This is a genomic window from Arthrobacter jiangjiafuii (genome assembly GCF_018622995.1).
GTDB classification, from domain to species: Bacteria; Actinomycetota; Actinomycetes; order Actinomycetales; family Micrococcaceae; genus Arthrobacter_B; species Arthrobacter_B jiangjiafuii.
Map to the genome: position 1 here is coordinate 2,805,699 of NZ_CP076022.1, position 25,765 is coordinate 2,831,463.

The 25,765-nt window shown below is 66.3% G+C and carries 22 protein-coding genes; 7 read left to right on the forward strand and 15 right to left on the reverse strand.

The genetic code is table 11. The features are described from left to right. Window positions 1–58: 58 nt before the first annotated feature. Entirely contained in the window at window positions 59–676 is a 618-nt protein-coding gene (locus KKR91_RS13120) for a GNAT family N-acetyltransferase (RefSeq protein WP_210228163.1), read from the reverse strand. A 4-nt stretch (window positions 677–680) separates the two neighbouring features. Continuing rightward, the gene (gene galU, locus KKR91_RS13125) at window positions 681–1,586 is read right to left on the reverse strand and encodes a UTP--glucose-1-phosphate uridylyltransferase GalU (RefSeq protein ID WP_210228161.1); all 906 of its coding nucleotides are present in this window, start codon (window positions 1,584–1,586) and stop codon (window positions 681–683) included. A 77-nt stretch (window positions 1,587–1,663) separates the two neighbouring features. Between galU and KKR91_RS13130 the strand changes: the two genes are divergently transcribed. From KKR91_RS13130 to cpaB, 3 genes are all read left to right on the forward strand, one after another. After that, window positions 1,664–2,305, forward strand: a complete 642-nt coding sequence (locus KKR91_RS13130; RefSeq protein ID WP_210228159.1) for a 5-formyltetrahydrofolate cyclo-ligase — start codon at window positions 1,664–1,666, stop codon at window positions 2,303–2,305. A gap of 94 nt (window positions 2,306–2,399) precedes the next feature. After that, entirely contained in the window at window positions 2,400–2,711 is a 312-nt protein-coding gene (locus KKR91_RS13135) for an FmdB family zinc ribbon protein (protein WP_210228157.1), read from the forward strand. Window positions 2,712–2,839: 128 nt separating this feature from the next. After that, the gene (cpaB, locus tag KKR91_RS13140) at window positions 2,840–3,541 is read left to right on the forward strand and encodes a Flp pilus assembly protein CpaB (protein ID WP_210228156.1); all 702 of its coding nucleotides are present in this window, start codon (window positions 2,840–2,842) and stop codon (window positions 3,539–3,541) included. A gap of 55 nt (window positions 3,542–3,596) precedes the next feature. Here cpaB and KKR91_RS13145 read toward each other — a convergent pair whose 3' ends face one another. The 12 genes from KKR91_RS13145 to groES all read right to left on the reverse strand — a co-directional run bounded on the left by KKR91_RS13145 (window position 3,597) and on the right by groES (window position 20,363). Further along, window positions 3,597–3,884 carry a hypothetical protein gene (locus KKR91_RS13145; RefSeq protein ID WP_215057242.1) on the reverse strand — a complete coding sequence of 96 codons (288 nt, stop codon included), beginning with the start codon at window positions 3,882–3,884 and terminating at the stop codon, window positions 3,597–3,599. Next, entirely contained in the window at window positions 3,881–7,852 is a 3,972-nt protein-coding gene (locus KKR91_RS13150) for a DUF4011 domain-containing protein (RefSeq protein WP_237687379.1), read from the reverse strand. Before KKR91_RS13150 ends, KKR91_RS13145 begins: the two co-directional genes overlap by 4 nt. Window positions 7,853–7,976: 124 nt before the next feature. Further along, complete coding sequence (guaA, locus tag KKR91_RS13155) at window positions 7,977–9,605, reverse strand: glutamine-hydrolyzing GMP synthase (RefSeq protein ID WP_210228152.1); 1,629 nt, start codon at window positions 9,603–9,605, stop codon at window positions 7,977–7,979. Window positions 9,606–9,631: 26 nt separating this feature from the next. Then, entirely contained in the window at window positions 9,632–10,105 is a 474-nt protein-coding gene (locus tag KKR91_RS13160) for a DUF3817 domain-containing protein (RefSeq protein ID WP_210228149.1), read from the reverse strand. Then, the gene (locus KKR91_RS13165; protein ID WP_237687380.1) at window positions 10,102–10,920 is read right to left on the reverse strand and encodes an SURF1 family protein; all 819 of its coding nucleotides are present in this window, start codon (window positions 10,918–10,920) and stop codon (window positions 10,102–10,104) included. The genes KKR91_RS13160 and KKR91_RS13165 overlap by 4 nt, the downstream gene beginning before the upstream one ends. A gap of 70 nt (window positions 10,921–10,990) precedes the next feature. After that, window positions 10,991–11,431, reverse strand: a complete 441-nt coding sequence (locus KKR91_RS13170; protein ID WP_210228352.1) for a PTS sugar transporter subunit IIA — start codon at window positions 11,429–11,431, stop codon at window positions 10,991–10,993. 71 nt (window positions 11,432–11,502) lie between these two features. Further along, window positions 11,503–13,227 (reverse strand): glycerol-3-phosphate dehydrogenase/oxidase, encoded by a 1,725-nt coding sequence (locus tag KKR91_RS13175; protein WP_210228147.1) that lies wholly within the window; start codon window positions 13,225–13,227, stop codon window positions 11,503–11,505. Between the two features lie 55 nt (window positions 13,228–13,282). Further along, window positions 13,283–14,422, reverse strand: coding sequence for a GuaB3 family IMP dehydrogenase-related protein (locus KKR91_RS13180; RefSeq protein WP_210228145.1), 1,140 nt, complete (start codon window positions 14,420–14,422; stop codon window positions 13,283–13,285). Between the two features lie 109 nt (window positions 14,423–14,531). Beyond that, entirely contained in the window at window positions 14,532–16,052 is a 1,521-nt protein-coding gene (gene guaB, locus KKR91_RS13185; RefSeq protein WP_210228143.1) for an IMP dehydrogenase, read from the reverse strand. 95 nt (window positions 16,053–16,147) lie between these two features. Further along, complete coding sequence (locus KKR91_RS13190; protein WP_210228141.1) at window positions 16,148–18,208, reverse strand: acyltransferase family protein; 2,061 nt, start codon at window positions 18,206–18,208, stop codon at window positions 16,148–16,150. Between the two features lie 167 nt (window positions 18,209–18,375). Then, entirely contained in the window at window positions 18,376–19,986 is a 1,611-nt protein-coding gene (groL, locus tag KKR91_RS13195; protein WP_210228139.1) for a chaperonin GroEL, read from the reverse strand. Between the two features lie 80 nt (window positions 19,987–20,066). Beyond that, on the reverse strand, window positions 20,067–20,363 hold the full coding sequence (groES, locus tag KKR91_RS13200; RefSeq protein ID WP_152219702.1) for a co-chaperone GroES: 297 nt from the start codon (window positions 20,361–20,363) through the stop codon (window positions 20,067–20,069). Between the two features lie 350 nt (window positions 20,364–20,713). Between groES and KKR91_RS13205 the strand changes: the two genes are divergently transcribed. The 4 genes from KKR91_RS13205 to KKR91_RS13220 all read left to right on the forward strand — a co-directional run bounded on the left by KKR91_RS13205 (window position 20,714) and on the right by KKR91_RS13220 (window position 24,599). After that, window positions 20,714–21,664: a siderophore ABC transporter substrate-binding protein gene (locus KKR91_RS13205; RefSeq protein WP_210228137.1), complete on the forward strand. Its 951-nt coding sequence runs from the start codon at window positions 20,714–20,716 to the stop codon at window positions 21,662–21,664. Window positions 21,665–21,740: 76 nt separating this feature from the next. Beyond that, the gene (locus KKR91_RS13210) at window positions 21,741–22,817 is read left to right on the forward strand and encodes an ABC transporter permease (protein ID WP_210228135.1); all 1,077 of its coding nucleotides are present in this window, start codon (window positions 21,741–21,743) and stop codon (window positions 22,815–22,817) included. Then, window positions 22,810–23,844 (forward strand): iron chelate uptake ABC transporter family permease subunit, encoded by a 1,035-nt coding sequence (locus KKR91_RS13215; RefSeq protein ID WP_237687381.1) that lies wholly within the window; start codon window positions 22,810–22,812, stop codon window positions 23,842–23,844. Before KKR91_RS13210 ends, KKR91_RS13215 begins: the two co-directional genes overlap by 8 nt. Then, a complete protein-coding gene (locus KKR91_RS13220; RefSeq protein ID WP_210228133.1) occupies window positions 23,841–24,599 on the forward strand; it encodes an iron ABC transporter ATP-binding protein in 759 nt (252 codons plus the stop codon). The genes KKR91_RS13215 and KKR91_RS13220 overlap by 4 nt, the downstream gene beginning before the upstream one ends. On the opposite strand, the gene KKR91_RS13225 is transcribed toward KKR91_RS13220, so the two are convergent. Next, window positions 24,587–25,750, reverse strand: coding sequence for a MalY/PatB family protein (locus tag KKR91_RS13225; protein WP_210228131.1), 1,164 nt, complete (start codon window positions 25,748–25,750; stop codon window positions 24,587–24,589). The genes KKR91_RS13220 and KKR91_RS13225 overlap by 13 nt on opposite strands. Between the last annotated feature and the right edge of the window lie 15 nt (window positions 25,751–25,765).

The window sequence follows — 25,765 nt, forward strand, 5'->3', positions numbered from 1 at the left end:
GCGTCCGGTGCAAAAAAAGCGGACCCCGGAGCGAAAGCCGGCCGGGCACCACCCATGTTCACCGCCGGGACTGCCACCGGGTCAGCAGGCCCTCCGGAACTTCCTCCGCCGTGAGGGCAAAGCTGCGGTGGTCGGCCCACTCCCCCGCAATGTGCAGGTACCGCTCCCGCAGGCCTTCGTCCCGGAAGCCAAGCTTTTCCACCACCCGCAGGCTTGCCCGGTTTTCCGGCTTGATGTTGATCTCCATCCGGTGCAGGCCGAGTCCCCGGAAGCAGTGGTCCGTCGCCAGCGCCACGGCGGTGGGGGCAATGCCCCGTCCGGCGTGCGCCTCGTCCACCCAGTAGCCCAGCGTGGCCATGCGGGCCGAGCCCCAGACAATCGTGGAGACCGTCAGCTGCCCTACGATCGCGGGCGGATGATGCAGTGACTCCCCGCGTTCGGTGATGACGAAGGGGAGGGCCGAATCCTCGCGGGCCTGCCGGTTCAGGCTGCTCACCATGGCCCGGTAGGAGGGCAGCTCGCCGCCGGGCAACGGGTTGCTTGCTTCCCAGGGGGCCATCCACCGGGCGTTGCGGGCCCGGAGCCTGGTCCACTCAGCGCGGTCGCGGTAGCGGATGGGCCGCAGCCCCACGTCACCGCATTCGAGCGTCACGGGCCAGAGCGCCGAGCCCCACACCGCATCAGCTTTCGAGCGTACCGGTGAAGTCCTTGAGCCACTCGCGCAGGTCCGGACCGAGGTCCTCACGCTCGGAGGCCAGGGTTACTACGGCCTTCAGGTAGCTCAGCTTGTCACCGGTGTCGTAGCGGCGGCCGCGGAAGACGACGCCGTACACGCCGGAGCCTTCACCATCTTCCTGGGCGGCGAGGGTCTGCAGGGCATCGGTCAGCTGGATTTCCCCGCCGCGTCCGGGCCCGGTTTCCTCCAGGACGCCGAAGACGGCCGGGTGCAGGACGTAGCGGCCGATCACGGCAAGGTTGGAGGGAGCCTCATCCACGTCGGGCTTCTCCACGAGCTTGTTGACCTTCACATAGTCTTCGCCCTCGACGACGGAGATGTCGGCGCAGCCGTAGGCGCTGATCTGCTCCGGCTCAACCTCGATCAGGGCAATCACGGAGCCGCCGGTCTTGGCCTGGACCTCGACCATCTTCTCCAGGAGGTCATCACGTGCGTCAATGAGGTCATCACCCAGAAGCACGGCGAAGGGCTCGTTGCCGACATGCAGCTTGGCGCGCAGCACTGCGTGGCCCAGGCCCTTGGGGTCGCCCTGGCGGAGGTAGTGGATTTCACCGAGTTCGGAAGCGGCGCGCACCATGGCCAGCCTCTCCAGGTCGCCTTTATCTTCCAGGGTCTTTTCAATGAACGGCACCCGGTCGAAGTGATCCTCGAGGGAACGCTTGTTGCGGCCGGTAATCATCAGGATGTCCGACATTCCGGAGTTGACTGCCTCCTCCACCACGTACTGGATGGCCGGCTTGTCGACCACCGGCAGCATTTCCTTCGGCATGGCCTTAGTGGCGGGAAGGAAACGGGTGCCCAGTCCGGCGGCGGGAATTACGGCTTTGGTTACAGTGGCGCGTGAAGTCATTCCGTAAGGGTACATAGACGATGCCCTTTTAGACCAAACTTCCGCGATTACCGGAAGACGGTTGGCACAATGGAGTAATGGATGATTCCGTGACGCCTGTTCCCAAGATTCCGGCCCGGACCGAATTCCGGCGGCTGCGCAGGCTGCTGCCCGGCACCGCGGCGCAAGAAGCCGGCCTGGCCCTGGCCGACCATGCCCTGGCGGAGCTGCCGGAGCTGGTTCCGGCAGGCGGCACCGTGGCCGCGTACCTCTCCGCCGGGTCCGAACCGGCTACTGCTTCCCTGCTGGAAGGCCTGGTCGAGGCTGGGTACGACGTCGTCCTTCCTGTCTGTGAACCGGGGCGCAGGCTGTCCTGGTGCCACTGGACCCCCGGCACGGCGCTGCAGCCAGGACTGTTCCCCTCAGTGCCGGAACCGGTAGGCAAGCGGCTGTCCCTGCAGGAACTGCCCGCCTTGGACCTGGTCTTCCTGCCGGCGCTGGCCATCGACTCAGCCGGGGTGCGGATGGGTCAGGGCGGCGGCTATTACGACCGTTTCCTGGCGGAGCTCCGGGCAGCCGGCAACAACGCGCTTGCGGTGGCCCTGGTGTACGACCATGAGTTTGTTCCCGCAGGTTCCTGGGCCTCGGATGCTTTCGACCAGCCCGTGGATGGCGTGCTCACGCCCTCGGGGTGGACCTGGCTGCCGCTGGACCCGGCAGGCAGCAGACACGCGGTATAGTTAGCACTCAAGGCCACCGAGTGCCAGCGCCCGTTTCTTCGACAGGCAGCTTGGCCCGGGGCCTGACATCTTGGTCTTCTCAGGAGGAGTAACAGTGCCCACTTATGCCTATGCCTGCAAGGACTGCGGTCACGCGTTCGATATCCAGCAGTCCTTCACCGACAACACGCTGACCGTGTGTCCGGCCTGCAGTGGAAATCTGCGCAAGAAGTTCAACAGCGTTGGCGTTGTCTTCAAGGGCTCGGGTTTTTACCGCACGGATTCCCGCGACGCCAAGAACAGCGTTCCGGCAGCTCCGGCCAAGACCGAAAGTTCCCCTGCCCCCGCAGCATCGGCCTCCGGCCCGGCGTCCGGCTCCAAGCCATCCACCGCGTCGACGACCGCATCGGGCACCTCCGCCGGATAGTCCCGCCGGTCGTCCACGCGGCACTTTCTTCCTCCCCTCGCTCTTGAAGGGCTTTACCCTGCCCGGTGCTGTCCACAGTGCGCTGTGCTGAACGGGCTCCGGGATGCCGCTGCGCCTAGCGTCAGGGGATGGCTTCCTCCCGCTCGTCCCGCGCACCAGCTCCCTCGGCGCGGTCCGGCCCGGCACAGTCCGGCCCGGTCCGGTCCCGCCTGCGGAGGTTTGTGCTCCGCCGGCGTCGCCTTCTCGCAGCACTGCTGTGCTGCACTGCAGCCGGGACCGGGGTCCAGGCGCTGCTGCCTCCCGATTCCGGTGAAGTCAGGATTGTGGTCTCGGCAGCTGACCTGCCTGCAGGAGCAGTGCTGCGTGAGCACGACCTGAAGATTCTCGCGGTTGCCGCCGCAGCGGTGCCTCCTGGCTCTTTTACCGCTGTGGCACAGCTTTCAGGCGAACGTCTGGCCACTCCCCTGAAGCAAGGCAGCCCGTTGATGCCGACCTCCCTGGTGGGAGCGGGGCTTTTGACCGGAGCGCCGCCCGGTTCGGTCGCGGTCTCGGTCCGCCCCGCTGACCCGGCGATGGTGCAGCTGCTGAGACCCGGGCAGCTGGTGGACGTTGTGCTCGGCCAGCCCGACGGGTTTCAGCCCTCCGGGCCGCCCACTGTCCTGGCTGCCGATGCCCCGGTTCTATGGACTGCCGAAGACGGCGCAGAAGCATGGCCCGGTGCCGGGGAGTCCGGAGCCGTGGTGGTCCTCGCTGCGGCTCCCGGGGAGGCGGCCGCCCTTGCCGCCGCATCCGGCGCCGGGCAGGTCCATTTGATACTGACCGGCGGCTAGGAGCGGTTCGGCGGGCCAGGGCAGCCCGGTGCGCTCACGGCGGCAGATGGACCGGCTAGTCCCAGTGCGGAGGACGCTGCTCCAGGAACCAGGAGTCCCGATTGTCCGGGCTGTCACCCCACACCCGGGGATCATCCTCTGCGGCCTGCCCCAGGAGGTCTGACAATTCACCTGCGGCCGGGACCCCGCGGGCCGCCCCGTGCGGGGCGGCAGTTTCAGCTGCGCCGTCCGCCGCCGCCCGGTCCGTGCCCTGCTGCTCCGGGACAGACCGGACCGCTGCTTCCCCGTTGCCGGTTGCAGTGGGTCCGCTACTGGCCCGGCGGTGCGGTTTCCGTGCCGTCACGGCCGCTCCGTTTGCTGCGGTGCCTTCCCGGCGGTGGCTCCGCTGCCTTGTCCGGCGGGGTTTTCCGTTGAGCGGCCGTCGCCGGTGCCGCCGTCCCCTGACGAGGCGGAAGGGGTTTCGCGGCCAGGGACCGTTCCGCGTTCGCGGATCCGGCTGCTGCCGTGCGGTGCGGCGGCAAGGCTGCCGCGCCGTGCCAGCGGGGCCCTGGCCGCGCCGGCACCCCTGCCGGCGTCGTCACCGTCGCGCGGGGCCGGCAGGTTCAGATACCGGCCTACCAGGTCCGCGCAGGCCGACGGATCGCTGAAGACCTCGATGGTCCACAGCGGCATGTAACGCCAGCCCAGCCGCTCCAGGAGTTGCGGCCGCAGCCGGCTGCGTTCACGCACACTCATGTTCCGGTAGCGTTCGGTGCCGTCTGACTCAATCGCCATCGGAACCGTAACGTCTGCCTCGGAGTTGCTGCTCTCCACCGTGGCAACGATGTCGATGGTTCCCTCGTAGTGGTCCCAGACCTTGGCGCCGCGGGCACGCAGCCGGTTCACGAGGTCCGCCACCAGCGGGTCTTCGTCCATGATGCCGCCGGCTCCGCCGTCGACACCTTGGGCCCCGGCTACCGGAGCGTTCCGGGGGCCGCCCGTTACCGGGTCGAGTTCCCGGCTGATCAGCTCGTAGAAGTCCAGGGCTCCATAGCCAAGCCTGGACTTGTCCAGGTCCTCCGGCCGGAAGCAGGTCAGCACGTGAAGCTTGCTACGGGCCCGTGTCATGGCGGTCAGGAACCGGCCCCGGCCCTCGGGCGAGGACAGGGATCCGAAGGTATGCAGTGCCCTGCCGTGCGGGGTCCGGCCGAAGCCGAGCGAGAAGATGATGCAGTCCCGCACCAGGCCTGCGGCACGGTCCACGGGGACCACTCGGAAGGATTCCTTGCCCGGGGTGAAGAAGTCGGAGGCCCAGGGGAAGTTCGCCATCTGGATGCGGATCGCTTCAGCAACGCGCACGGCGTGCCGCGGGCTCGCCGTGACCACGCCCAGGGACTGGTGCGGCCGGCGGCGGATGTGCTCGAAGACCAGGTCCACCACGCGGTTGACCTCGGCGGCGACACTTTCGACGCCCTCGTGGTCGGAGCTGGGCATGCCGGTACCGTCGGCGAGGTATTCCACGACGAGAGGGCGCTCGGCGGAGCTTACGTCGGCGCCGCGGGGAACGGTTTTCAGCCGGTCCTCGTAGAAGCTGCGGCTGAGCTGATCCAGCAGGCCGCGGTCCGGTCCGCGGTAGACCGTGGACAGGGTGCGGACCGGCAGGACCGTGGCGAGTGCTTCAAATGCACTGACCAGGTCGTTCTGCTGGCCCTGAAGCACGGGCTCCACCCCGATCGTGAAGGGACGCGGACCGCCCAGCTGCCCGTCCCCGAAGGCCACAACCTGAGCTGCGCGCGCCAGGGCCGGCACTGCGGACTGCAGGGAAGTCGACTCGGCGTCCAAGAGGATCACTGCATCAAAGGAGCGGTGGCCCGGGAGGACCATGGGCAGGATCAGCGGGCTGGCGGCCCAGACCGGCAGCAGTGCCGATACCAGTTCGGTGGACTGCGCACATAAATCGGGCAGGGCCAGCGGCCCGTTCTTGATGGCGTCCCGCAGGGTGGCGGCGTCGGACGGCGCAGTCTTGACGCCGCGGCGCCAGCTCTCGGCCAGGGCTGCCCGGACCCGGGAGCTGCCGGATGCGACGTGGGCGTTGTCTGCCAGCCGGTATTCGGCTTCCAGCCGGCGCAGGCTGTCGCCGTCGGACATGGCGAGGTAGTCGTCGCCGCTGATCATCGCTTCGAGGGCCGACTGCCACCAGGCCAGTTCAAGTTCGTAGCCGACCTGGCGGGGCAGGACTTCCCGGGCTTCCAGGTCATCCAGCAGTTCGCCCAGGCCCTGGCCGCGCATTTCATCCAACAGGAGCGTGCGTTCGGGCAGGGTTTCCAGGGTTTCCCGGTCGCCGGCGAGGGCGCTGAGCTGCTTTTCGAGCTCATCCAGGGTCAGTTCGGCCAGGTCGGGGCTGGCCGGAGTGCCGTCAAGGATCCCGGTCAGGGTATCCAGCTGTTCCTTGACGGTGATGTAGGACCGGTTGATGTCGGCCAGCCCGGTGGCCACCGACGGGTGGCGCTGGGTGGTGGCATAGCGGGTCCATACCGCGCGCTGCTGCTGCACCTCCACCAGCGAGGAGTGCAGGTCCGAGATGTGGACGCCGGGCCGGATGTACTCCTTGGCCACGCGACGCAGCCTCGAACGGGTCATGGAGCTCATGTCCACTGCCCGTTCACGGCGCCAGGAGGAAGATGCGGTGGCGGAAATCAGGTCGCTGACCGGGCGGTCGAAAATATCCGGAGTGAACTTGTCCAGGCTCTCGCGGACGGCGACCAGCAGCTCCAGCTGCTCGCCCCACTGGGCAAAGGTCTCCCCCAGACGGATCTGGGAGTGTTCGGCCACGGCCTGGACCTGGGAACGCAGCCCGGGCAGGTCCCGGGCCAGGCTCTGGGTCAGCTCGTAGGCCTCTTCGGTTTCCTTGCGGTTCAGGAGCTTGGCGCCAAACCAGGGGCTCGATGTCGCTGCCCGGCTGAAGCTGCCCAGTTCCGCGGCGCGGCGGAGCCGGCCGGTCAGTTCCGTACGGTCGGTGATGCTGTCCAGGACGCTGCGCTTGAGCCGGACGGTGGTGGCCGGAGCGGGGGTCATGGAGGTGAGCTCCGCGAGGGACTGCATGGCCTGGTAGGGCGAGCAGCCCCAGCGGCGGCGGACGTTGTGCAGCGACTTCACGTGGTCCCGCAGCTGGTGCCGGTTGGCGACGAGGACCTTGTGCAGGCTCTCCAGCTCGGGTGCGGCGGCCTTCTCGTTGCGGACGATGGCGCGGATCAGCTGGTCCTTCAACTGCTGCTCGGTCAGTCCGGCGTTGAGCTGGAGTACCGCTGAGCCAAGGTGCAGGCCGTCGAGCTCCGACACGAACTGGTTCAGCGTGCCGCGGCGCTCGGCGACGACGAGCACCGACTTACCGGCGTGGACCAGGGCCGCGGCGGCGTTGAGCGCGGTCTGTGTCTGCCCTGTTCCGGGCGGGGCGGAAACCACCAGGGACTGGCCGTCCAGCACCAGGTCCAGGACTTCCTGCTGGTCGCTGTCGGCATCGAGCACCAGCAGTTCATCGGCAGGCAGCCGGTCATCCAGCGGGGGAAGTCCGGTGGCCCTGGCTGCGGGAGCGCTGCCGGTCTTTCCCTGGGCGGCGTCCAGCAGGGCGCGAAGAATCGGATGGGCCGGGTCCAGGGCGCTGTCCTCGGACAGGTCGGAGAGATCGGCGAAGGTGGAGACGAGCAGCCGGTGTTCGATGTTGATGCTGCGGACGTTCTCGGTGACGGCGCGGAGTTTCTCCAGCACCGGATGGGGATCAAAGCGTGCGGTGCCGTAGGCGAGCCGGGCCAGGGCCTCCACATCGATATCCAGGCCCTGCTCATGCTGCAGGTGCCGGACAAAGGCGGGATTCAGCGCTGCCTTATCGGTCAGCTGCAGCTCATAGTCGTCCTGGGAGGGGTGCACGGTGAGCGAGACCGGGGTCAGCAGCACCGGTGCGGTCAGGGATTCGGGACGGACGGCGTCGTCGGCAGCGTAGCGCCAGGAGGCGGTGCCCGCCGCGAGGTAGCCGACGTCGATGCCGCGGTCGGTACCGAGCTCGTAGATCTTGGCGCGCAGCAGGCGGCCGGCCTTCATGGCGGCGCCGTACTGCTCGGAATCGCGCAGCAGCGTGGAGAGCCGGGTGCGGCGTCCGGCCAGCAGCTGGGCCAGCCCGGAGGGATGCGCGTGGGTCAGGTCGATGCTGTTGGAGGGTGAGGGAATGAAATGAAGCAACGTGTCCGATCCGGCATGCTGTCCCAGTTGTCCCAGCCACGGCAGCAGGAAGTCCGAGGCACTGTCCCCGGGATTCTGCTCAGACACTGGTGCCCTCATTTCTGCACTTCCGCGCGACGTTCTTGACCAAATTGGCATACCTTCTAAACTATCGCTTCCCACCGGGTTTACCCGACATAGCAACGCGGGGGACAGCCGAAACCGGCTGCCCCCCGCGGTCAATCTACTCCCATTCGATGGTTCCCGGCGGCTTGGACGTGACGTCCAGGACCACTCGGTTGATTCCATCGACTTCATTGGTAATGCGGTTGGAAATGCGGGCCAGCAGATCGTAGGGCAGGCGGGACCAGTCAGCGGTCATCGCGTCCTCGCTGGAGACCGGGCGGAGCACGATCGGATGGCCGTAGGTACGGCCGTCACCCTGCACGCCGACACTGCGGACATCGGCCAGCAGCACCACCGGCATCTGCCAGACGTCGTTATCCAAGCCGGCTGCGGTGAGCTCGGCGCGGGCAATGGCATCGGCACGGCGCAGCAGGTCCAGGCGTTCCTGGTTGACTTCACCGATGATGCGGATTCCCAGGCCGGGGCCGGGGAACGGCTGGCGTCCCACGATTTCCGCGGGCAGGCCCAGCTGGGCGCCCACGGCGCGGACTTCGTCCTTGAACAGGGCCCGGAGCGGCTCAACGAGCTCGAACTTCAGGTCCTCGGGAAGACCGCCCACATTGTGGTGGCTCTTGATGTTTGCTGCACCTTCGCCGCCGCCGGATTCGACGACGTCCGGGTAGAGGGTGCCCTGAACCAGGAAGCGGATCGGCTCGCCGGCGGCAGCAGCCTCGGCCATGATGGCGCGTTCGGCTTCTTCGAAGGCGCGGATGAACTCCCGGCCGATGATCTTGCGCTTGGTTTCGGGGTCCGTGACGCCGGCCAGGGCTTCAAGGAAGCGCTTCTGCTCGTTCGCGACGTAGAGGTTGACGCCGGTGGAGGCCACGAAGTCGCGTTCGACCTGCTCGGCTTCCCCTTCACGCAGCAGTCCGTGGTCCACGAACACGCAGGTCAGCTGGTCGCCCACGGCACGCTGTACCAGGGCTGCGGCCACGGCGGAATCGACGCCGCCGGACAGGCCGCAGATCACGCGGGAGTTTCCTACCTGCGCACGGATGCGCTCAACCTGCTCCTCGACGATGTTGCCCGTGGTCCAGCTCTTCTCGAGCTTGGCGCCCTTGAAGAGGAAGTTCTCCAGCACGGACTGGCCGTGGGCGGAGTGCTTGACTTCGGGGTGCCACTGCACGCCGTAAAGCCGCTTCTCCTCGTTGGCGAAGGCTGCCACGGGGGCACCGGCGGTGGTGGCCAGCACCTCGAATCCGGGCGGGGCCTCCTGGACGCTGTCGCCGTGGCTCATCCAGGTGTTCTGCTGCTCCGGCGTGCCTTCCAGGATTGAGCGGGCGCCGCCGACGACGTTGGCGTCGGTGGAGCCATACTCACGCAGGCCGGTCTTGGCGACCTTGCCGCCGAGGGCGTTGGCCATGGCCTGGAAGCCGTAGCAGATACCGAGGACGGGGACGCCGGCCTCGAACAGGCCTTCGCTGACAGCGGGGGCACCTTCCGCGTAGACGCTGGACGGTCCGCCGGAAAGGATAATGGCTGCCGGGTTCTTCGCCATGATCTGTTCCGTCGTGTAGGTGTGGGGAACCACCTCGGAATAGACATCTGCATCGCGTACCCGGCGGGCAATGAGCTGGGCATACTGGGCGCCGAAGTCCACAACTAGGACAGGGCGCTCTTCAATGGGTGGGGTCGCGGAATTAGTCACGGTTTCAAGGATAGTCGCCGGAGCAACCGCCCTGCACATCGTGCCGCTTCCGGACCCGGCGCCGGTCAGTACCGCTTGGCAGCTTCGGGGTGCGCTGCGAGCTCCGCCAGGACCTGCTTATGTGTGCGCGATTCCACAATGAAGGACAGGAAGGGAATGACGCCGCCCAGGGCAATCAGGATGAACTTCGAGAACGGCCACCGCATCAGCTGCCACAACCGGAAATCGGCCAGCAGGTAGACCACGTACAGCCAGCCGTGCGCGATGAGCACTCCGGTGAACAGGTTCAGCGGGCCCACGGAAATCTCTTCAATCTTCATGCCGTACTTGAGGATCATTTCGATGCACAGCAGCAGCAGGAACACGCCCGTGACATAGGACGAGACCTTGTAGAACGCCAGGGCCGAGCGGATCTGGGCATGGGTGCCGCCGAACCGCCGCTTCTTCTTCCGCGGCTTTCCGCCGGGCGCCTGGGACCGGGGTGCAGGGGAACCGGGCGCCGGGTTGGCTGATGTGGGGGCGGGTGCGGGATCGCTCACTTGTTTACCTCACTGCTGGGGGCCGGACCGGCGGGAAGACCGCCGTCGTCGTCGTCTTCATCATCGTCGTAGTACTCGTCGTCGTCCTCGAGGGATCGGCGGTAGGCATCGGCGACCAGGCGCCACCAAAGGAACACCGAGAACCCGGCGAAGACCACCCACTCAAGGGCATAAAAAATGTTCATCCAGTTCACGGTGGTTTCCTGCGGCTGGGCGCCGACGTCCACCACCCGCATCCCACCGCTGTTGGCCGCTTCACCGTTGACGGTGATCTCGTCGGCCGTGACGAAGGCGGCATAACCGGGGGTGTCCCAGACGTTGATCAGCTCGGAGCTGGCCAGGCTGGGCAGGATGCCGTCCGCGGCGGGTTCCGGAAGGGGGGCTTCCGGTGGCAGCAGGCGCCCGACGACGTCGACCTGCCCCTCCGGGGCGGGCGCAAGGTCTGCGGGGTCGGCGATCCAGCCCCGGACTACGGGCATGACTGCGCCGTCAGGTGCGCCGTCGACGGCCAGTGCCGTGACCACCCAGTAGCCTTCGTCGCCGTCGTACAGCCGGTTGTCGATCAGCACCGTGTCTTCGGCGCGGAAAGTCCCGGTCATGGAGACCATCTGGTCCGCTGTGGTTCCGTACAGTTCCACGCCGGGCGTGAAGACCTCGGTCAGCGGACGGACCTCTTCGGTGGCGGAAGAGGACGGCGGGAGGTCGCTTTCCGCGGTCGAAAACTGCCATTGGCTCAAGAAGACAAAGACCGTGGAGATCGCCAGGGCAAAAAGCAGGCCGGCGATCCAGCGGGGTTGCAGGGCAGTTTTCAGCACGGCTTAACCGTACGTCCTGAGCAGGGGGAACGCCCAATGGCTGCCGGTCACGAGGCGGATCCGGACCTCTTCAGTGCTCAAAGAACACCAGTGAGGAATTGATCAGTTCCGCGATCACTTCGGCGTCGCCGGCCCGGCGCAGCGAGTCCCGGAAAGCAGGCCGGAACAAGGACCGCGCCAGGGTGGCCAGGACTTCGAGATGCTCGGAAAAGGCCCCTGCCGGTGTCGCTATGAGAAGAATCACGGTGGCCGGCCCGTCGGAGGCACCAAAATCGATGCTGTGGCCGTACCGGGTGATCCCCACGCCGATGGACGTTTCGGTGACGTACTGGCTGCGCGCGTGCGGAACGCCTATTCCTCCAGGCAGGCCGGTGGCCATCTGGTGTTCACGGGCATTGACCTGCTCCAGGAACGCGTCAACATCCCGGATCCTTCCCTGCCGGTACATCCGCTGCGCGAGCTGGGCAGCGGCATCGTAACGGTCAACGGCCTCCATATCGAGGATGACCATCTCCGGCGTCGTGAGGATTGCGCCCTTCTCGTTGAGCGTCAGTCCAGGGTCCGTCAAAGTCCTGTACCGCCTCAGGTCAGCGGCGCAATGTCGTGCGCCTTCAACCGTGCCGCATCCGCCGAGATGTCATCGGGCTGTTCCTGGCTTAGGCGCTCGGCCTCAACCCGTGCCTCGTAGTAGGCCACTTCCTTCAACACCCGCTCCGCATCCCAGTTCAGAACAGGTGCCATGAGTTCGGCCACCACCGGGGCAGCGGACACCCCACGGTCCCAGGACTCGATCGAAATGCGGGTGCGGCGGGCCAGGACGTCTTCCACATGGCGTGCGCCCTCGGCGGTAGCGGCGTAGACGACCTCCGCCCGCAAATAGTCGTCTGCTCCGGGCAGCGGCTCCCCCAGTTCCGGGTTTGCCCGGATCAGCTCCAGGACGTCGGTGGCCAGCGACCCGTACCGGTTCAACAGGTGCTCCACCCGTGCCACGTGCACTCCGTAGCGCTCGGCGGTGCGGTGGCGCAGGTTCCAGGCCGCTTTGTAGCCTTCGGCTCCCAGCAGGGGAATGGTGGAGGTGCAGCTCTCGGGTACCTTCCCGTCCAGGGCGCGGGCTGCCTCGTCGACGGCGTCCTTGGCCATGACCCGGTAGGTGGTCCATTTGCCGCCGGCAACAACCACCAGTCCCGGAACCGGGTGGGCGACAACATGTTCGCGGGAGAGCTTGGCGGTGGAGTCGTTTTCGCCGGCGAGCAGCGGCCGCAGGCCGGCATAGACGCCCTCGACGTCTTCACGGGTCAGCGGCGTCTTGAGCACCAGGTTGACGTGTTCCAGCAGGTAATCGATGTCAGCCGACGTTGCAGCGGGGTGGGCCTTGTCCAGGTTCCAGTCGGTATCGGTGGTTCCCACAATCCAGTGCCGGCCCCACGGGATGACGAACAGCACGGACTTCTCGGTGCGCAGGATCATGCCCACGGTGGACTGGATCCGGTCCCGGGGCACCACCAGGTGCACTCCCTTGGAGGCACGGACCTTCAGCTGGCCCCGGTCCGTCACCATGGCCTGGGTTTCATCGGTCCAGACGCCGGTGGCGTTGACCACCTGGCGGGCGAAGACATCGAATTCCGCTCCGGATTCCTGGTCCTTGACCCGCGCACCGACGACGCGTTCACCTTCACGCAGGAAATCCACCACTGACACCCGGTTGGCGACGGTGGCTCCGTAATGGGCAGAGGTGCGGGCCATCGTGGCCACATACCGGGCGTCATCCACCTGGGCATCGTAGTAGCGGATGGAGCCGATCATGGCGTCATCCTTCAGGCTGGGCGCTGCCCGCAGGGTCGCCTTCCGGCTCAGGTGCTTGTGCATCGGCACGCCGCGGGAGTTGCCCGAGGTCAGCCCCATGGTGTCGTAGAGCAGGATCCCGGCGCCCACGTAGGGCCGCTCGTAGAACCGGTGGGTCAGCGGGTAGAGGAACGGAACCGGCTTCACGAGGTGCGGGGCGATCCGCTGGATCAGCAGGCCGCGTTCCTTCAGGGCTTCGGACACCAGCGCGAAGTCCAGCATTTCCAGGTAGCGCAGCCCGCCGTGGATGAGTTTGGAGGAGCGCGATGAGGTGCCGGAGGCCCAGTCGCGGGCCTCCACCATGCCCACCTTCAGCCCGCGGGTCACCGCGTCCAGAGCCGCGCCGGTGCCGACGACGCCGCCTCCGACAATCAGGATGTCCAGTTCCTGGCCGGGTTCCGCAGTGGAGCGCAGTTGGGCCAGGGCATCCTGGCGGTATTCCGGACTGAGTGCATCGTTGCTCATCATCACAGACTTCCTTTCCTGCCGGTGCAGCCTATCTGCGCCCCACTCTAGGCAACTACATGTTGGATAGGTAGGGCGAGACCAGGACCTCGATGCGCTGGAAGGCCTTCACATCCGAATATCCGGTGGTGGCCATGGCCCGGCGCAGGGCGCCCATCAGGTTCGATGTTCCGTTGGTGTGGTGCGAGGGGCCCCAGAGGACTTCCTCCAGCGGCCCTACAGTGTCCAGGCGGACCCTGTCGCCGCGCGGAAGTTCGCTGTGGTGCGCTTCCTGGCCCCAGTGCCAGCCCTGGCCCGGGGCTTCCTCGGCGCGGGCAAGGGCGGAACCCAGCATGACGGCGTCGGCGCCCATGGCGATGGCCTTGACGATGTCTCCGCTGGTTCCCATGCCGCCGTCTGCGATCACGTGTACGTAACGGCCGCCCGACTCATCCATGTAGTCGCGGCGTGCTTCGGCGATGTCGGCGATGGCCGTGGCCATCGGCGCGTGGATGCCGAGCGCGCGGCGGGTGGTGGTGGTCGCTCCCCCGCCGAAGCCCACCAGCACGCCGGCTGCGCCGGTGCGCATCAGGTGCAGGGCAGGGGTGTAGCCGGCGGCTCCGCCAACGATGACCGGCACATCGAGTTCGTAGATGAACTGCTTCAGGTTCAGCGGCTCGACCGTCTTGGAGACGTGCTCGGCCGAAACAGTGGTGCCGCGGATGACAAAGATGTCGACGCCGGCGGCGAGGACCGTCTTGTAGAACTCCTGGGTGCGCTGCGGGGTGAGGGATCCGGCAACGGTGACACCGGCGTCGCGCATCTCGGCCAGCCGGGAGGTGATCAGCTCCGCTTTGATTGGCGCGTCGTAGATTTCCTGGAGCCGGCGGGTGGCGGCGGGGTTGAAGTTCTCTTCGCTCAGGACCGCGATTTCGTCCAGCAGCGGCTGCGGATCCTCGTAGCGGGTCCACAGGCCCTCAAGGTTCAGCACGCCCAGTCCGCCCAGGCGGCCCAGGGCGATTGCGGTGGCCGGGGACATGACCGAGTCCATGGGCGCGCCCATGACCGGCATGGCAAACTGATACGCATCTATCTGCCAGTTGATCGAAACATCCTGCGGGTCCCGGGTACGCCGGGACGGCACAATCGCCACATCATCGAGGGAGTAGGCTCGGCGCCCACGCTTGCCACGGCCAATTTCAATCTCGTTACTCACACCCCTAGGTTATCGCAGCCACGCACCGGCGCTTAAAGCGGCAGCGGCCGCCTCCCGTCAGGGTGGCGGCCGCTGCGTGGCGCGGAGCTGTGGATCCGGTGTCGGAACCTTAGCGGCGGGTACCGTAGTTCGGCGCTTCCGCGGTCATCATGATGTCGTGCGGGTGGGATTCCTTCAGGCCGGCCGGAGTGATCCGGACAAACTTGCCCTTGGCCTTGAGTTCCTCGATGGTGCGGGCACCGGTGTAGAACATGGTCTGGCGCAGGCCGCCGACCAACTGGTGCGCGACGGCGGAAAGCGGGCCGCGGTAGGGCACCTGGCCCTCGATGCCCTCGGGAATCAGCTTCTCGTCGGAGGGAACGTCCGCCTGGAAGTAGCGGTCCTTGGAGTACGAGGTGTTCTTGCCCCGGGACTGCATGGCGCCCAGGGAGCCCATGCCGCGGTAGGACTTGAACTGCTTGCCGTTGACGAAGACCAGGTCTCCCGGGCTTTCCGCGGAGCCGGCGAGCAGGCCGCCGAGCATTACGGTATCGGCGCCGGCCACAATCGCCTTGCCGATGTCGCCCGAGTACTGCAGGCCGCCGTCGGCGATCAGCGGAATGCCGGCCGGGATGGCTGCCTTGGAGGCCTCGTAGATGGCTGTGATCTGGGGAACGCCCACGCCGGCCACCACGCGGGTGGTGCAGATGGAGCCCGGACCGACACCGACCTTGATGGCGTCGGCGCCGGCATCAATGAGTGCCTGGGCGCCTTCACGGGTGGCTGCCTGGCCGCCGATGATATCGACGTGCGCAGCCGCCGGGTCCTTCTTCAGGCGGGAGATCATTTCCAGCACCCCGGCGCTGTGGCCGTTGGCGGTGTCCACAACCAGGATGTCGACGCCGGCGTCGACCAGCGTCATGGCGCGCTCGTAGCCGTCACCGAAGAAACCGATGGCGGCACCGACACGCAGCCGGCCTTCGTCATCCTTGGTGGCCAGCGGGTACTGCTCTGCCTTGTCGAAGTCCTTGACCGTGATCAGGCCCTGCAGGCGGCCGTCATTGTCGACCAGCGGCAGCTTCTCGATGCGGTGCTTGCCGAGCAGCTCCATGGTTTCCTCGGCGCTGATACCCACGCGGCCGGTGATCAGCGGCATCCGGGTCATGACTTCGCTGACCTTGCGGTGCGGATAGTCGGCGCGCGGAATGAAGCGTGTGTCGCGGTTGGTCACGATGCCCAGCAGCTTGTTGTCCGTGTCCACCACGGGCAGGCCCGAGACGCGGAAGTGCGCGCACAGGTCGTCCAAGTCCTGCAGGGTGGCTTCCGGGGAAATGGTGACCGGGTTGGTGATCATGCCGGATTCGCTGCGCTTGACCCGGTCGACGTGCTCAGCCTGGTCGGGGATGGAGAGGTTGCGGTGAATCACGCCGAGCCCGCCCTGGCGGGCCATGGCGATGGCCATGCGGGATTCGGTAACCGTGTCCATGGCTGCGGACAGCAGGGGCGTGTGCACCCGGATCCGCTTTGACAGGCGGGAAGACGTGTCCGCCTCGGACGGGATGACGTCCGTCGGGCCGGGCAGCAGCAGGACGTCGTCGTAGGTCAGGCCGATGAAGCCGAACGGATCATGCTCTGGGGACTGCTGGCTCAAAACTACGCCTCTTTCGCGGGGGACCGGAGGGATGGAGGGAACCGGGAAAGGACCGGTTGGCTTCCTTACATCCTAAAACGAAAGCCTCCGGGTCCCTATTCCAACAATTCGTTGGTGGTGGCGCTCACAGCTGTTCCCTCCCAGCCTGTCGCCGCGAGAATCCGTCGGGCGAGGACGCCGGTGGTGGTCTCGAGGTAGGTGCGGCTCAGGTGGTCGTGGTCCATGTAGACGAAGGTGTTGCCGATGATGCCCGGGCATTCCTGGGCGGTGCAGAGCTGGTCGGTCATATCCAGGGTGTGGATCCCGGGGGTCGCGGCGAGTGCATCCAGCGGTGAGACGGCGGCCAGGAGCTGGGTGCGCGGCAGGGTGCACGCCGTGGTGTCGAGGTTGTTGGCGTCCAGGCACTTGACCATGTCGAAGTCGAAGCGGGGGTTGTCCCGCATGGCAAGCACGTCGATTCCGGCAGCAGTGAAGGGGGCAACCCCTGCCTCGTAGCCGTCGGCCAGGGTTTCCTCCGCCGAGCTGGGCTTGGAGACGGATGCGACCGTGAAGACAGCGTCGGGAACCGTTTGCTGCACGTAGTCGGAGGAGGCCGCGTTGAACGCGTTGCATTCCTCGCTGCGGCTTTCGGCGGCGGCGCCGTAGCGGCAGCCCGGCTTGAGCAGCGCCACGAGGTGCCAGTTGTTCGCCTTGGCCACCGGGCCCAGGGCGGACAGCCACTGCTGGGCATGGGAGTCCCCGAGCACCACGATGCTCTTGACGGCCCCTTCGGCGGAACCGATCCGCAGGCAGCCGGCCAGCAGCGGGTCCTCCGGCAGGTAGGCCTCTTCGCAGGCGCCGTCGGTTTTCGCCCACTCGGCGCCCATGCCGGTTGAGGAGGGCTTCACCACGGCGTCGGTGGAACCGGCATATTCAAAGCCGGGGTCGAGGGCCAGCGCGCCGGGATTGTCCATCACGGTCTGCAGCCGCACGGCCTGCTCCTGGCTGCGGACGCCGGCCTGCCAGCCGGCCAGCGGCGCAGCGACCAGGGCCAGGGACGCGGCGACGACGACGGCGGTGCGCCACGGTGCCGTATTGGGCCAGGACCAGCGGCTCATTGGGTTCTCCACCAGCGAGGTGGTGAGCACGGCCAGGACGCAGGAGAGCGCGATGACGACGGCGCCGTCCAGCAGTCCGGCGTTTTCCTTCCCGGCGGTGACCAGCCAGAGCACGAGGACCGGCCAGTGCCACAGGTACAGCGCGTAGGAGTTGTTCCCCATGGCCACCAGCGGCTTGGAGGAGAGGAAGCGGTCCGCGCCGGCCCGGCTGCCGGTGTCTCCGGCGGTGATGATCAGGGCCGCGGCCAGCGTGGGCCACAGCGCCATGTAGCCGGGGAACTGCTGCTGCACCTGCAGGAGGACTCCGCAGCTGAGCATCGCAGCAACACCGATCCACCCCATGATGATGCGCGGGATCCGGCCAAAGCGCAGATACGGCAGGGCCAAGGCCAGCAGCGAGCCGAGAGCGAACTCCCACAGGCGGGTCCGGGTGTCGAAGTAGGCATATCCCTGGTTCACGGCCGTCTGCCAGATGGAAAAGGCCAGCGAGCACAGGAAGACCGCTCCGAAGACTCCGAGCAGGACATGCCGGTAGCGCAGCCGCAGCCGGTTGGCCGCGAAGGCGGCACCGGCGAAGATCAGCGGCCAGAGGATGAAGACCTGTCCCTGGACGGAGAGGGACCAGAAGTGCTGCAGCGGGCTGGCCGCACTGTTGTCCCGGGCGTAGTAGTCCACTGAGCTGTTGGCCAGGGTCCAGTTCTGCACGTAGAACAGCGAGGACCAGACCTGCCGGAAAATCCCGGCCCAGTCACTCTTGGGCAGCAGCCACGCGCTGGCGGCAAGCACAGCCAGCAGGACAACCACCGCGGCGGGCAGCAGGCCCTTGAAGCGGTGAAGCCAGTAGCGGCCCAGTGCCAGCGGCGCCCCGGCTTCGACCTTGCGCACAAAGGAGCCGGTCAGCAGGAAAGCGGAGATCAGGAGGAAGATGTCCACACCGCCGGAGACCCGGCCCAGCCAGACGTGGTAGAGCACCACCAGCACTACGGCCAGGGCGCGCAGGCCCTGGACTTCGGGCCGGTAGCGCCGCTGGTGCGGAGCCGAAACCACGTTAGAACTCAAAATAATTAGAACTTCCTCTGATCCGAAATACCGTTGAAGTTTACAGTTCAAACAACAGGGCACCGGCCGCGGTGTTTCTCCGGGGCGGGGATCCGGCGGTCTCCGGACAGCAAAAAGCCCCGGATCCGGTGCGGATTTCCACACTGGATCCGGGGCTTTTACGGCACCTAGTGCTGGTGGCCGTGATCTTCGTCGTTGTCGGCCGGCTTCTCCACCACGAGAGCTTCCGTGGTGAGGACCAGCGCGGCGATGGACGCCGCGTTGCGCAGCGCCGACCGCGTGACCTTGACCGGGTCGATGATCCCGGCGTCAACGAGGTTCTCGTAGACGCCGGTTGCGGCGTTGAAGCCGTGGTTGACCTCGAGGTCGGTGACCTTGGCAACAACAACCATGCCTTCGGCACCGGCGTTCTCGGCGATCCAGCGCAGCGGCTGGGCCAGTGCGCGGCGCACCAGGCCCACGGCGGTGGCGGCGTCGCCTTCGAGCTTGGCGACCTCCGGATCGGTGTCCAGGGCCTTGGCAGCGTGGACCAGTGCGGAACCGCCGCCGGCCACAATGCCCTCTTCCAGGGCTGCACGCGTGGAAGACACGGCGTCTTCGATGCGGTGCTTCTTTTCCTTCAGCTCAACCTCGGTGGCTGCGCCGACCTTGATGACACCAATGCCGCCGGAGAGCTTGGCCAGGCGTTCCTGCAGCTTCTCGCGGTCCCAGTCGGAATCCGAGCGCTCAATCTCTGCACGGATCTGGGAAACGCGGTCCGCGACGTCTGATTCCGAGCCGGTTCCGTCGACGATGGTGGTGCTGTCCTTGGTGACCGTGATGCGGCGGGCCGAACCCAGCACCTCAAGGCCAACCTGGTCCAGCTTCAGGCCCAGGTCCGGGGAGACAACCTGCGCACCGGTGAGGGTGGCGATGTCCTGCATCATGGCCTTGCGGCGGTCGCCGAAGCCGGGAGCCTTGACGGCTACCACGTTCAGGGTGCCGCGGATCTTGTTGACCACCAGGGTGGACAGGGCTTCGCCTTCAATGTCCTCGGCGATGATGAACAGCGGCTTGGAGGTCTGCAGCGCCTTTTCCAGCAGCGGCAGGAACTCGGCCACGGAGGAGATCTTGCCGGAGTTGATCAGGATCAAGGCGTCCTCGAGGACGGCTTCCTGACGCTCCGGATCGGTCACGAAGTACGGGGACAGGTAGCCCTTGTCGAACTGCATGCCCTCGGTGATGACCAGTTCGGTCTGCGTCGAGGAGGATTCCTCGATGGTGATGACGCCGTCCTTGCCGACGGTGTCAAAGGCCTTGGCGAGCAGCTCGCCGATCTCGGTGCTCTGCGCGGAGATGGCGGCGACATGCGCCACCTGGTTGCCCTGGACTTCCTTGGCATTTTCCAGCAGGCGGGCTGCCACTGCCTCCACGGCAGTCTCCATGCCGCGCTTGAGCTGGCCCGGAGCTGCGCCGGCAGCAACGTTGCGCAGGCCTTCCTTGACCAGCGCCTGGGCCAGGACGGTTGCGGTGGTGGTGCCGTCGCCGGCAACATCGTTGGTCTTGGTTGCTACTTCCTTGGCCAGCTGTGCGCCGAGGTTCTCGTACGGGTCCTCCAGCTCAACCTCACGGGCGATGGTGACGCCGTCGTTCGTGATGGTGGGAGCGCCCCAGGTCTTGGCGAGCACTACGTTGCGGCCGCGCGGGCCGAGGGTCACCTTGACGGTGTTGGCCAGCTTGTCGACGCCGGCCTCCAGCGAACGGCGGGCGGAGTCGTTGAACTCCAATTGCTTTGCCATGTGTGTGTCCTTTCCGACAGCTACATCTGCACCTGCATCAGAAAACCCCGGCCAGATTGGCCGGGGTTTCCCTTTTTCGACTACTTAACGACGATGGCCAGCACGTCGCGGGCGGACAGCACCAGGTACTCCTGGCCGCCGTGCTTGACTTCGGTTCCGCCGTACTTCGAGTAGATGACAACGTCACCTTCGGAAACATCAACCGGAACGCGGTTGCCGTTGTCGTCAACACGGCCGGGGCCTACTGCGACAACTTCGCCCTCCTGGGGCTTTTCCTTGGCGGTGTCCGGGATGACGAGGCCGGAAGCAGTGGTCTGCTCGGCTTCGAGGGGGCGGACAACAATGCGATCCTCAAGGGGCTTAATCGAGACCGACACTCGGGCTCTCCTTTGCGTAGTTACTAACGGATGGGGCCGTCGGTAGGCGCTGGCCGTCGTCGCGGTGCCGGATGGCGCTTCCCTCAGGAATTAGCACCCTCACTTGGAGAGTGCTAGCTCCGACTTTATGCAACGGTTAGCACTCGGTCAAGGCGAGTGCCAACAATCCTTTTTTGGGCTACCTGCTCCGGGAAGTTCTTTTGTTGCCTTCGTCATGCTTCCAAGTTGCCTTAGGCTCACCTAACACGGTAGCTTTCAAAGGCGCGCACACATTAGCAAACATTTCTGTGTCCTTATTGGTGGTTTCCCCGCCGGGCGGACGTTGACCTAAGCAGCTGGAGTTCCTTACCGTGAAAAACACTTTCAAGTCCCGCCTTGTCGCAGGGACCGCCCTGGCTTCCCTCCTCGCCCTCAGCGCGTGCGGCGCAGAGACCGAAGCGTCTGCCGATGCCGCGGCCAAACCGGCCAACATCACTGTGGAGCATGCCCAGGGCAGCACCGAGGTCCCGGTCAATCCCGAAACCGTCTACACCTTTGACCTCGGCGCACTGGACACCATGAACGCCCTCGACGTTGACGTCGACGGTGTTCCCGCCGCCAACTTCCCCGAGAGCCTGTCCAAGTACGCTGGCGATGACTACGCCAAGATCGGCTCCATGAAGGAGCCGGACTTCGAGGCAATCAGCGAAGGTGCCCCGGACCTGATCATCATCTCCGGCCGCGTCGCCGCGTCCTATGAAGAGCTGAGCAAGATTGCCCCCACCATCGACCTCAGCGTTGATGCTGCAGATTCGATGGCATCCTTCAAGGAAGTCACCGGCACCCTGGGCCGCATCTTCGACAAGGAGGAAGCCGCCGAAGAGAAGCTGGCAGCCATCGACGCGCGCATCGAAGAGACCAAGACCGCTGCAGCCGAAGCAGGCACCGGCCTGATCGTGATGACCAGCGGCGGGGAAATGACCGCCTACGGCGCCGGCTCCCGCTTCGGCATCATCCACGACGTCCTGGGCGTCACCCCGGTTGCCGAGATCAAGGCCGACGGCAAGCACGGCGAATCCATCACCGCCGAGTACATCGCCGATAAGAACCCCGACAACCTCTTCGTCATCGACCGTGACACCGCAGTGGGCGAGAGCGGCGAAGCCGCCGTTGCCGTCCTGGACAACGAACTGGTCAATGGCACCAACGCAGCCAAGAACGAGCGCATCACCGCGCTCAACGCCAATAGCTGGTACCTCGTGGGCTACGGCCTGAACAATGTGGACGCCATGGTGACCGAAGTCCAGAACGGTATTTCCTAACTCCTGCTTTCCACCCGCAGCCCGGGCGCCTGGCTTCATGCCGCGTGCCCGGGCCACGGAGACCGGACTTTTTGATATGAGCGCCCCTGCCGTCCCGGAACCAGGCCAGGCTTCTTCACAGCCTCCTCCCCCGGTTACCGCCCCTGCCCCGCCAGCCGCTGACGTCGCCAGCCGACGACGGCGGCTTCCGCGCGCCCTGCCCGGCCTCGCGCTGGGCGCCGCGCTGGTGCTGGTGCTGGCGGTGGCGAGCATGTTCATCGGCGTCAGCGATGTCTCGCTGCGGTCCCTGACCGCGGGCGACCCCGCGGCCTGGCAGGTCTTCTGGGTCAGCCGCGTGCCGCGCACACTGAGCATCATCCTCGCCGGCATGGCCGTCAGCGTCGCCGGACTGATCATGCAGCTGATGGCCCGTAACAAGTTCGTGGAACCCTCCACCGTGGGCACAGTTGAATCCGCATCGCTGGGCATCCTGGTCGTCACCATCCTGATTCCCGGCGCATCGATGATGCTGAAGATGTCCACTGCCACGCTATTTGCCGCCGCCGGAACAGCACTGTTCCTGCTGATCCTGCGCCGCCTGCCGCTGCGCAACACCCTCCTGGTTCCACTGGTGGGCATCATGCTCGGCGGTGTCATTTCAGCCGTAACAACCTTCTTCGCCTACCGCACCGACCTGCTGCAGACCTTGAACAGCTGGATGGTGGGCGACTTTTCCGGCGTCCTGCGCGGCCGGTACGAGCTCCTGTGGATTGTGGGACTGCTGACCGTCATCGGGTATCTGGCAGCCGACCGCTTCACCGTCGCAGGGATGGGCGCCGACTTCACCACCAACCTGGGTTTGAACTACAACCGCGTCATGGCCCTGGGACTGGTGATCGTGTCCCTGATCAGCGCCGTCGTCGTCGTCAGCGTCGGGTCCATCCCCTTCCTGGGCCTGATCGTGCCCAACCTCGTGTCGCTGCTGATCGGTGACAACGTGCGCCGGGCCGTCCCCTGGGTAGCCGTCTTCGGCGCCGGTTTTGTCCTTGCCTGCGACATCATCGGGCGCACCATCCGCTATCCGTACGAGATCCCGGTGGGTGTCATTGTCGCCGCCATCGGCAGCGTCCTCTTCCTCTACCTGCTCCTGCGAAAGCGTGCCGACCGTGGCTAAAACTGAAACCGGCCTCGAAGCTCCCGCCAGCCCGTTGCCGACGGCGTTGGTTTCCCACCGCCGGCATCCGGTCCGGTCGCTGCCGCCGAAGTTCTGGATCATCACGCTGTCAGTGGTGGCAGCAGCCCTGGTCGCCGTGTTCATGACCATTGAGCTGCGCGGGAACATCGGCTACATCCTCCCCCGCCGCGCCATCAAGGTGGCCTCCATGATCCTGGTGGCGTACGCCGTCGGGGTGTCCACCGTGTTGTTCCAGACGGTGACGTGCAACCGCATCCTGACCCCGTCGATCATGGGCTTTGATGCCCTCTACGTGCTGCTGCAGACCGTTCTGGTGTTTACCCTCGGCGGGCAGGCCGTGCTGACCATGTCCGAACCGCTGCGGTTCGCCGTCGAAATCGCCCTTATGGTGGGCTTCTCCTTCCTGCTCTACCGCTGGCTGTTCACCGGCGGCGGCAAATCCCTGCACCTGATGCTGCTGGTGGGGATCATCTTCGGCACCATGTTCCGGGGCTTCTCCTCCCTGCTCCAGCGCCTGATCGACCCCAGCGAATTCATCATCCTGCAGGACCTGTTCTTCGCGTCCTTCAACAACGTGGACGGCGCACTGCTGGGGTACTCCGGCGTCGCCGTCGCCGTCGTCAGCTTCATGGCCTGGCGGATGCGCCATTCCTTCGATGTCCTGGCCCTGGGCCGGGACACCGCCGTCAACCTTGGCGTAGACCACAAAAAGGCGGTTACCGCCACACTGGTGATCTGCTCCGTCCTGGTGGCCGTCTCCACCGCCCTGGTGGGGCCGGTGACGTTCTTCGGCCTGCTGGTGGCGTCCCTGGCCTACCAGCTGTGCTCGCATTTCCGGCACACCGCCGTGCTGCCCATTGCCGTGCTGCTCGGTGTCATTGCCTTGGTGGGCGGCCAACTGGTCCTGGAACGCATCTTCGCGTTCGACACCGCACTGAGCATTGTCATTGAGTTCGTCGGCGGCATCGTCTTCCTTATCCTGCTGCTGAGAGGCAACGTCAAATGATCTCCGTAACCGGCGTCTCCAAGTCCTATGCCAACCAAGTGGTGGTCGACGGCGTCAGCGCCGACATCAAGGAAGGCGGCATCACCTCCATCATCGGGCCCAACGGTGCCGGGAAGTCCACGCTGCTCTCCATCATGTCGCGGCTGCTGCGCATGGATGCCGGCTCCGTGAGCGTGGACGGCCTCGATGTGTTCGCCACCCCCGGGAAGGAGCTGGCCCGGAAGATGGCCATCCTCCGGCAGGACAACCAGCTGACCGTGCGCCTGACCGTGCGTGACCTGGTGGGCTTTGGCCGGTACCCGCACAACGGCGGCCGGCCCACCAGCGCCGACAAGGTCTTCATCGATGAAGCCATGGCCTACCTGGACCTCACCGCCCTGGCCGACCGCTTCGTGGACGAGCTCTCCGGCGGGCAGCGCCAGCGGGCGTTCATCGCGATGGTCCTGGCGCAGGGCACCGACTACCTGTTGCTGGACGAGCCGTTGAACAACCTGGACATGAAGCACTCGGTGGAAATGATGCGCTTGCTGCGCCGGCTCACCGACGACTTCGGCAAGACGGTGGTGCTGGTCATCCACGACATCAACTTCGCCTCCTGCTACTCCGACGACATCATTGCCATGCGGCAGGGCCGGATTATCCATCAGGGTCCGCCGTCCCGGATTATGCAGCCGGACGTGCTGCGGGACATTTACGAGATCGACATCCGCATCGAGGAGATCGACGGCAACCGGATCGGCGTCTACTTCGCCTGACGCCCTGCCCTTACCCGCGCCAGCCGGTCCACGGCCTCGGTGAGCACCTCCGGGGAGCAAGCGAAATTCAACCGCGCAAAACCTGCGCCGCGCCGGCCGAACTTCAGGCCCGATTCCAACGCCACCCGTCCCTGTTCCAGTGCCACCGCCGCCGGATCATCGCCCCAGCCCAGGCCGCGCAAATCCAGCCATGCCAGGTAGCCGGCAGCCGGCGGGCGATACACGGCCTCAGGCAGTTCCGCCGCCAGCAGCTCCCCCAACAGCCTGCGGTTCGCATCCAGCGACTCCAGGACGCCGGCCAGCCACGGGGCGCCGTCATCATAGGCGGCTTTCGTCGCGTGCAGGCCCAGAATCGAGGTGCGGGCGGCCACTTCCTCCGGCATCGAGTCCAGCTGCAGCCGGGTGCGGTCGGACTGGGCCACCATCAACGCGCACTTGGTGCCCGCGATGTTCCAGGCCTTGGACGCTGCGGTGACGCAGATGCCGTATTCCCGGGCGTTGGCGGAGACGGAAAGATACGGTGTGAACGCGCCCGGCATGTAGGCCAGCGGGGCGTGGATCTCGTCGCTGATGACTGCCACGCCGTACTTCGCCGACAACTCCGCCACGACGCGAAGTGAATCGGCGGAATGGATAAGGCCCAGCGGATTATGCGGACTGCACAGCAGCAGCGCATCGGCGCCACGGGCGAAGGCCTTCTCCAGTTCCGGCAGGTCCAACTGCCAGCCGGTCCCCGTGAGCAGCAGCGGCACTTCGACCACCGAGGCATCGGCCTCCGGCGGAAGCTCGTAGAAGGGCGGGTAGACCGGCGGCGTGATGATCACCGACCCATCCACCGGCACGGCCTGGCGCAGGCATTCGACAATGGCCACCGACGCATCGGTAGTGGTCCGCACATCCCCGGGGTCCACGGCCCAGCCCCAGCTGCGTTCCGCGAATCCGGCGAAGGCTGCGGCCACGGGTTCCGGCCCGGCGATATAGCCGGTATCCGAGGCGAGGACCCGTTCGATGATGGCCTGCTGCACGGGCACTGCCAGCGGAAAGTCCATCTCCGCCACGAACAACGGCAGCACATCAGCCGGGTAGGTCTGCCATTTTGCACTGGTCCTGGCCCGCAGCGCAGCCAGCGGCTCGGCGGCGATCTTCGTCATGCCGCCCAACCTACA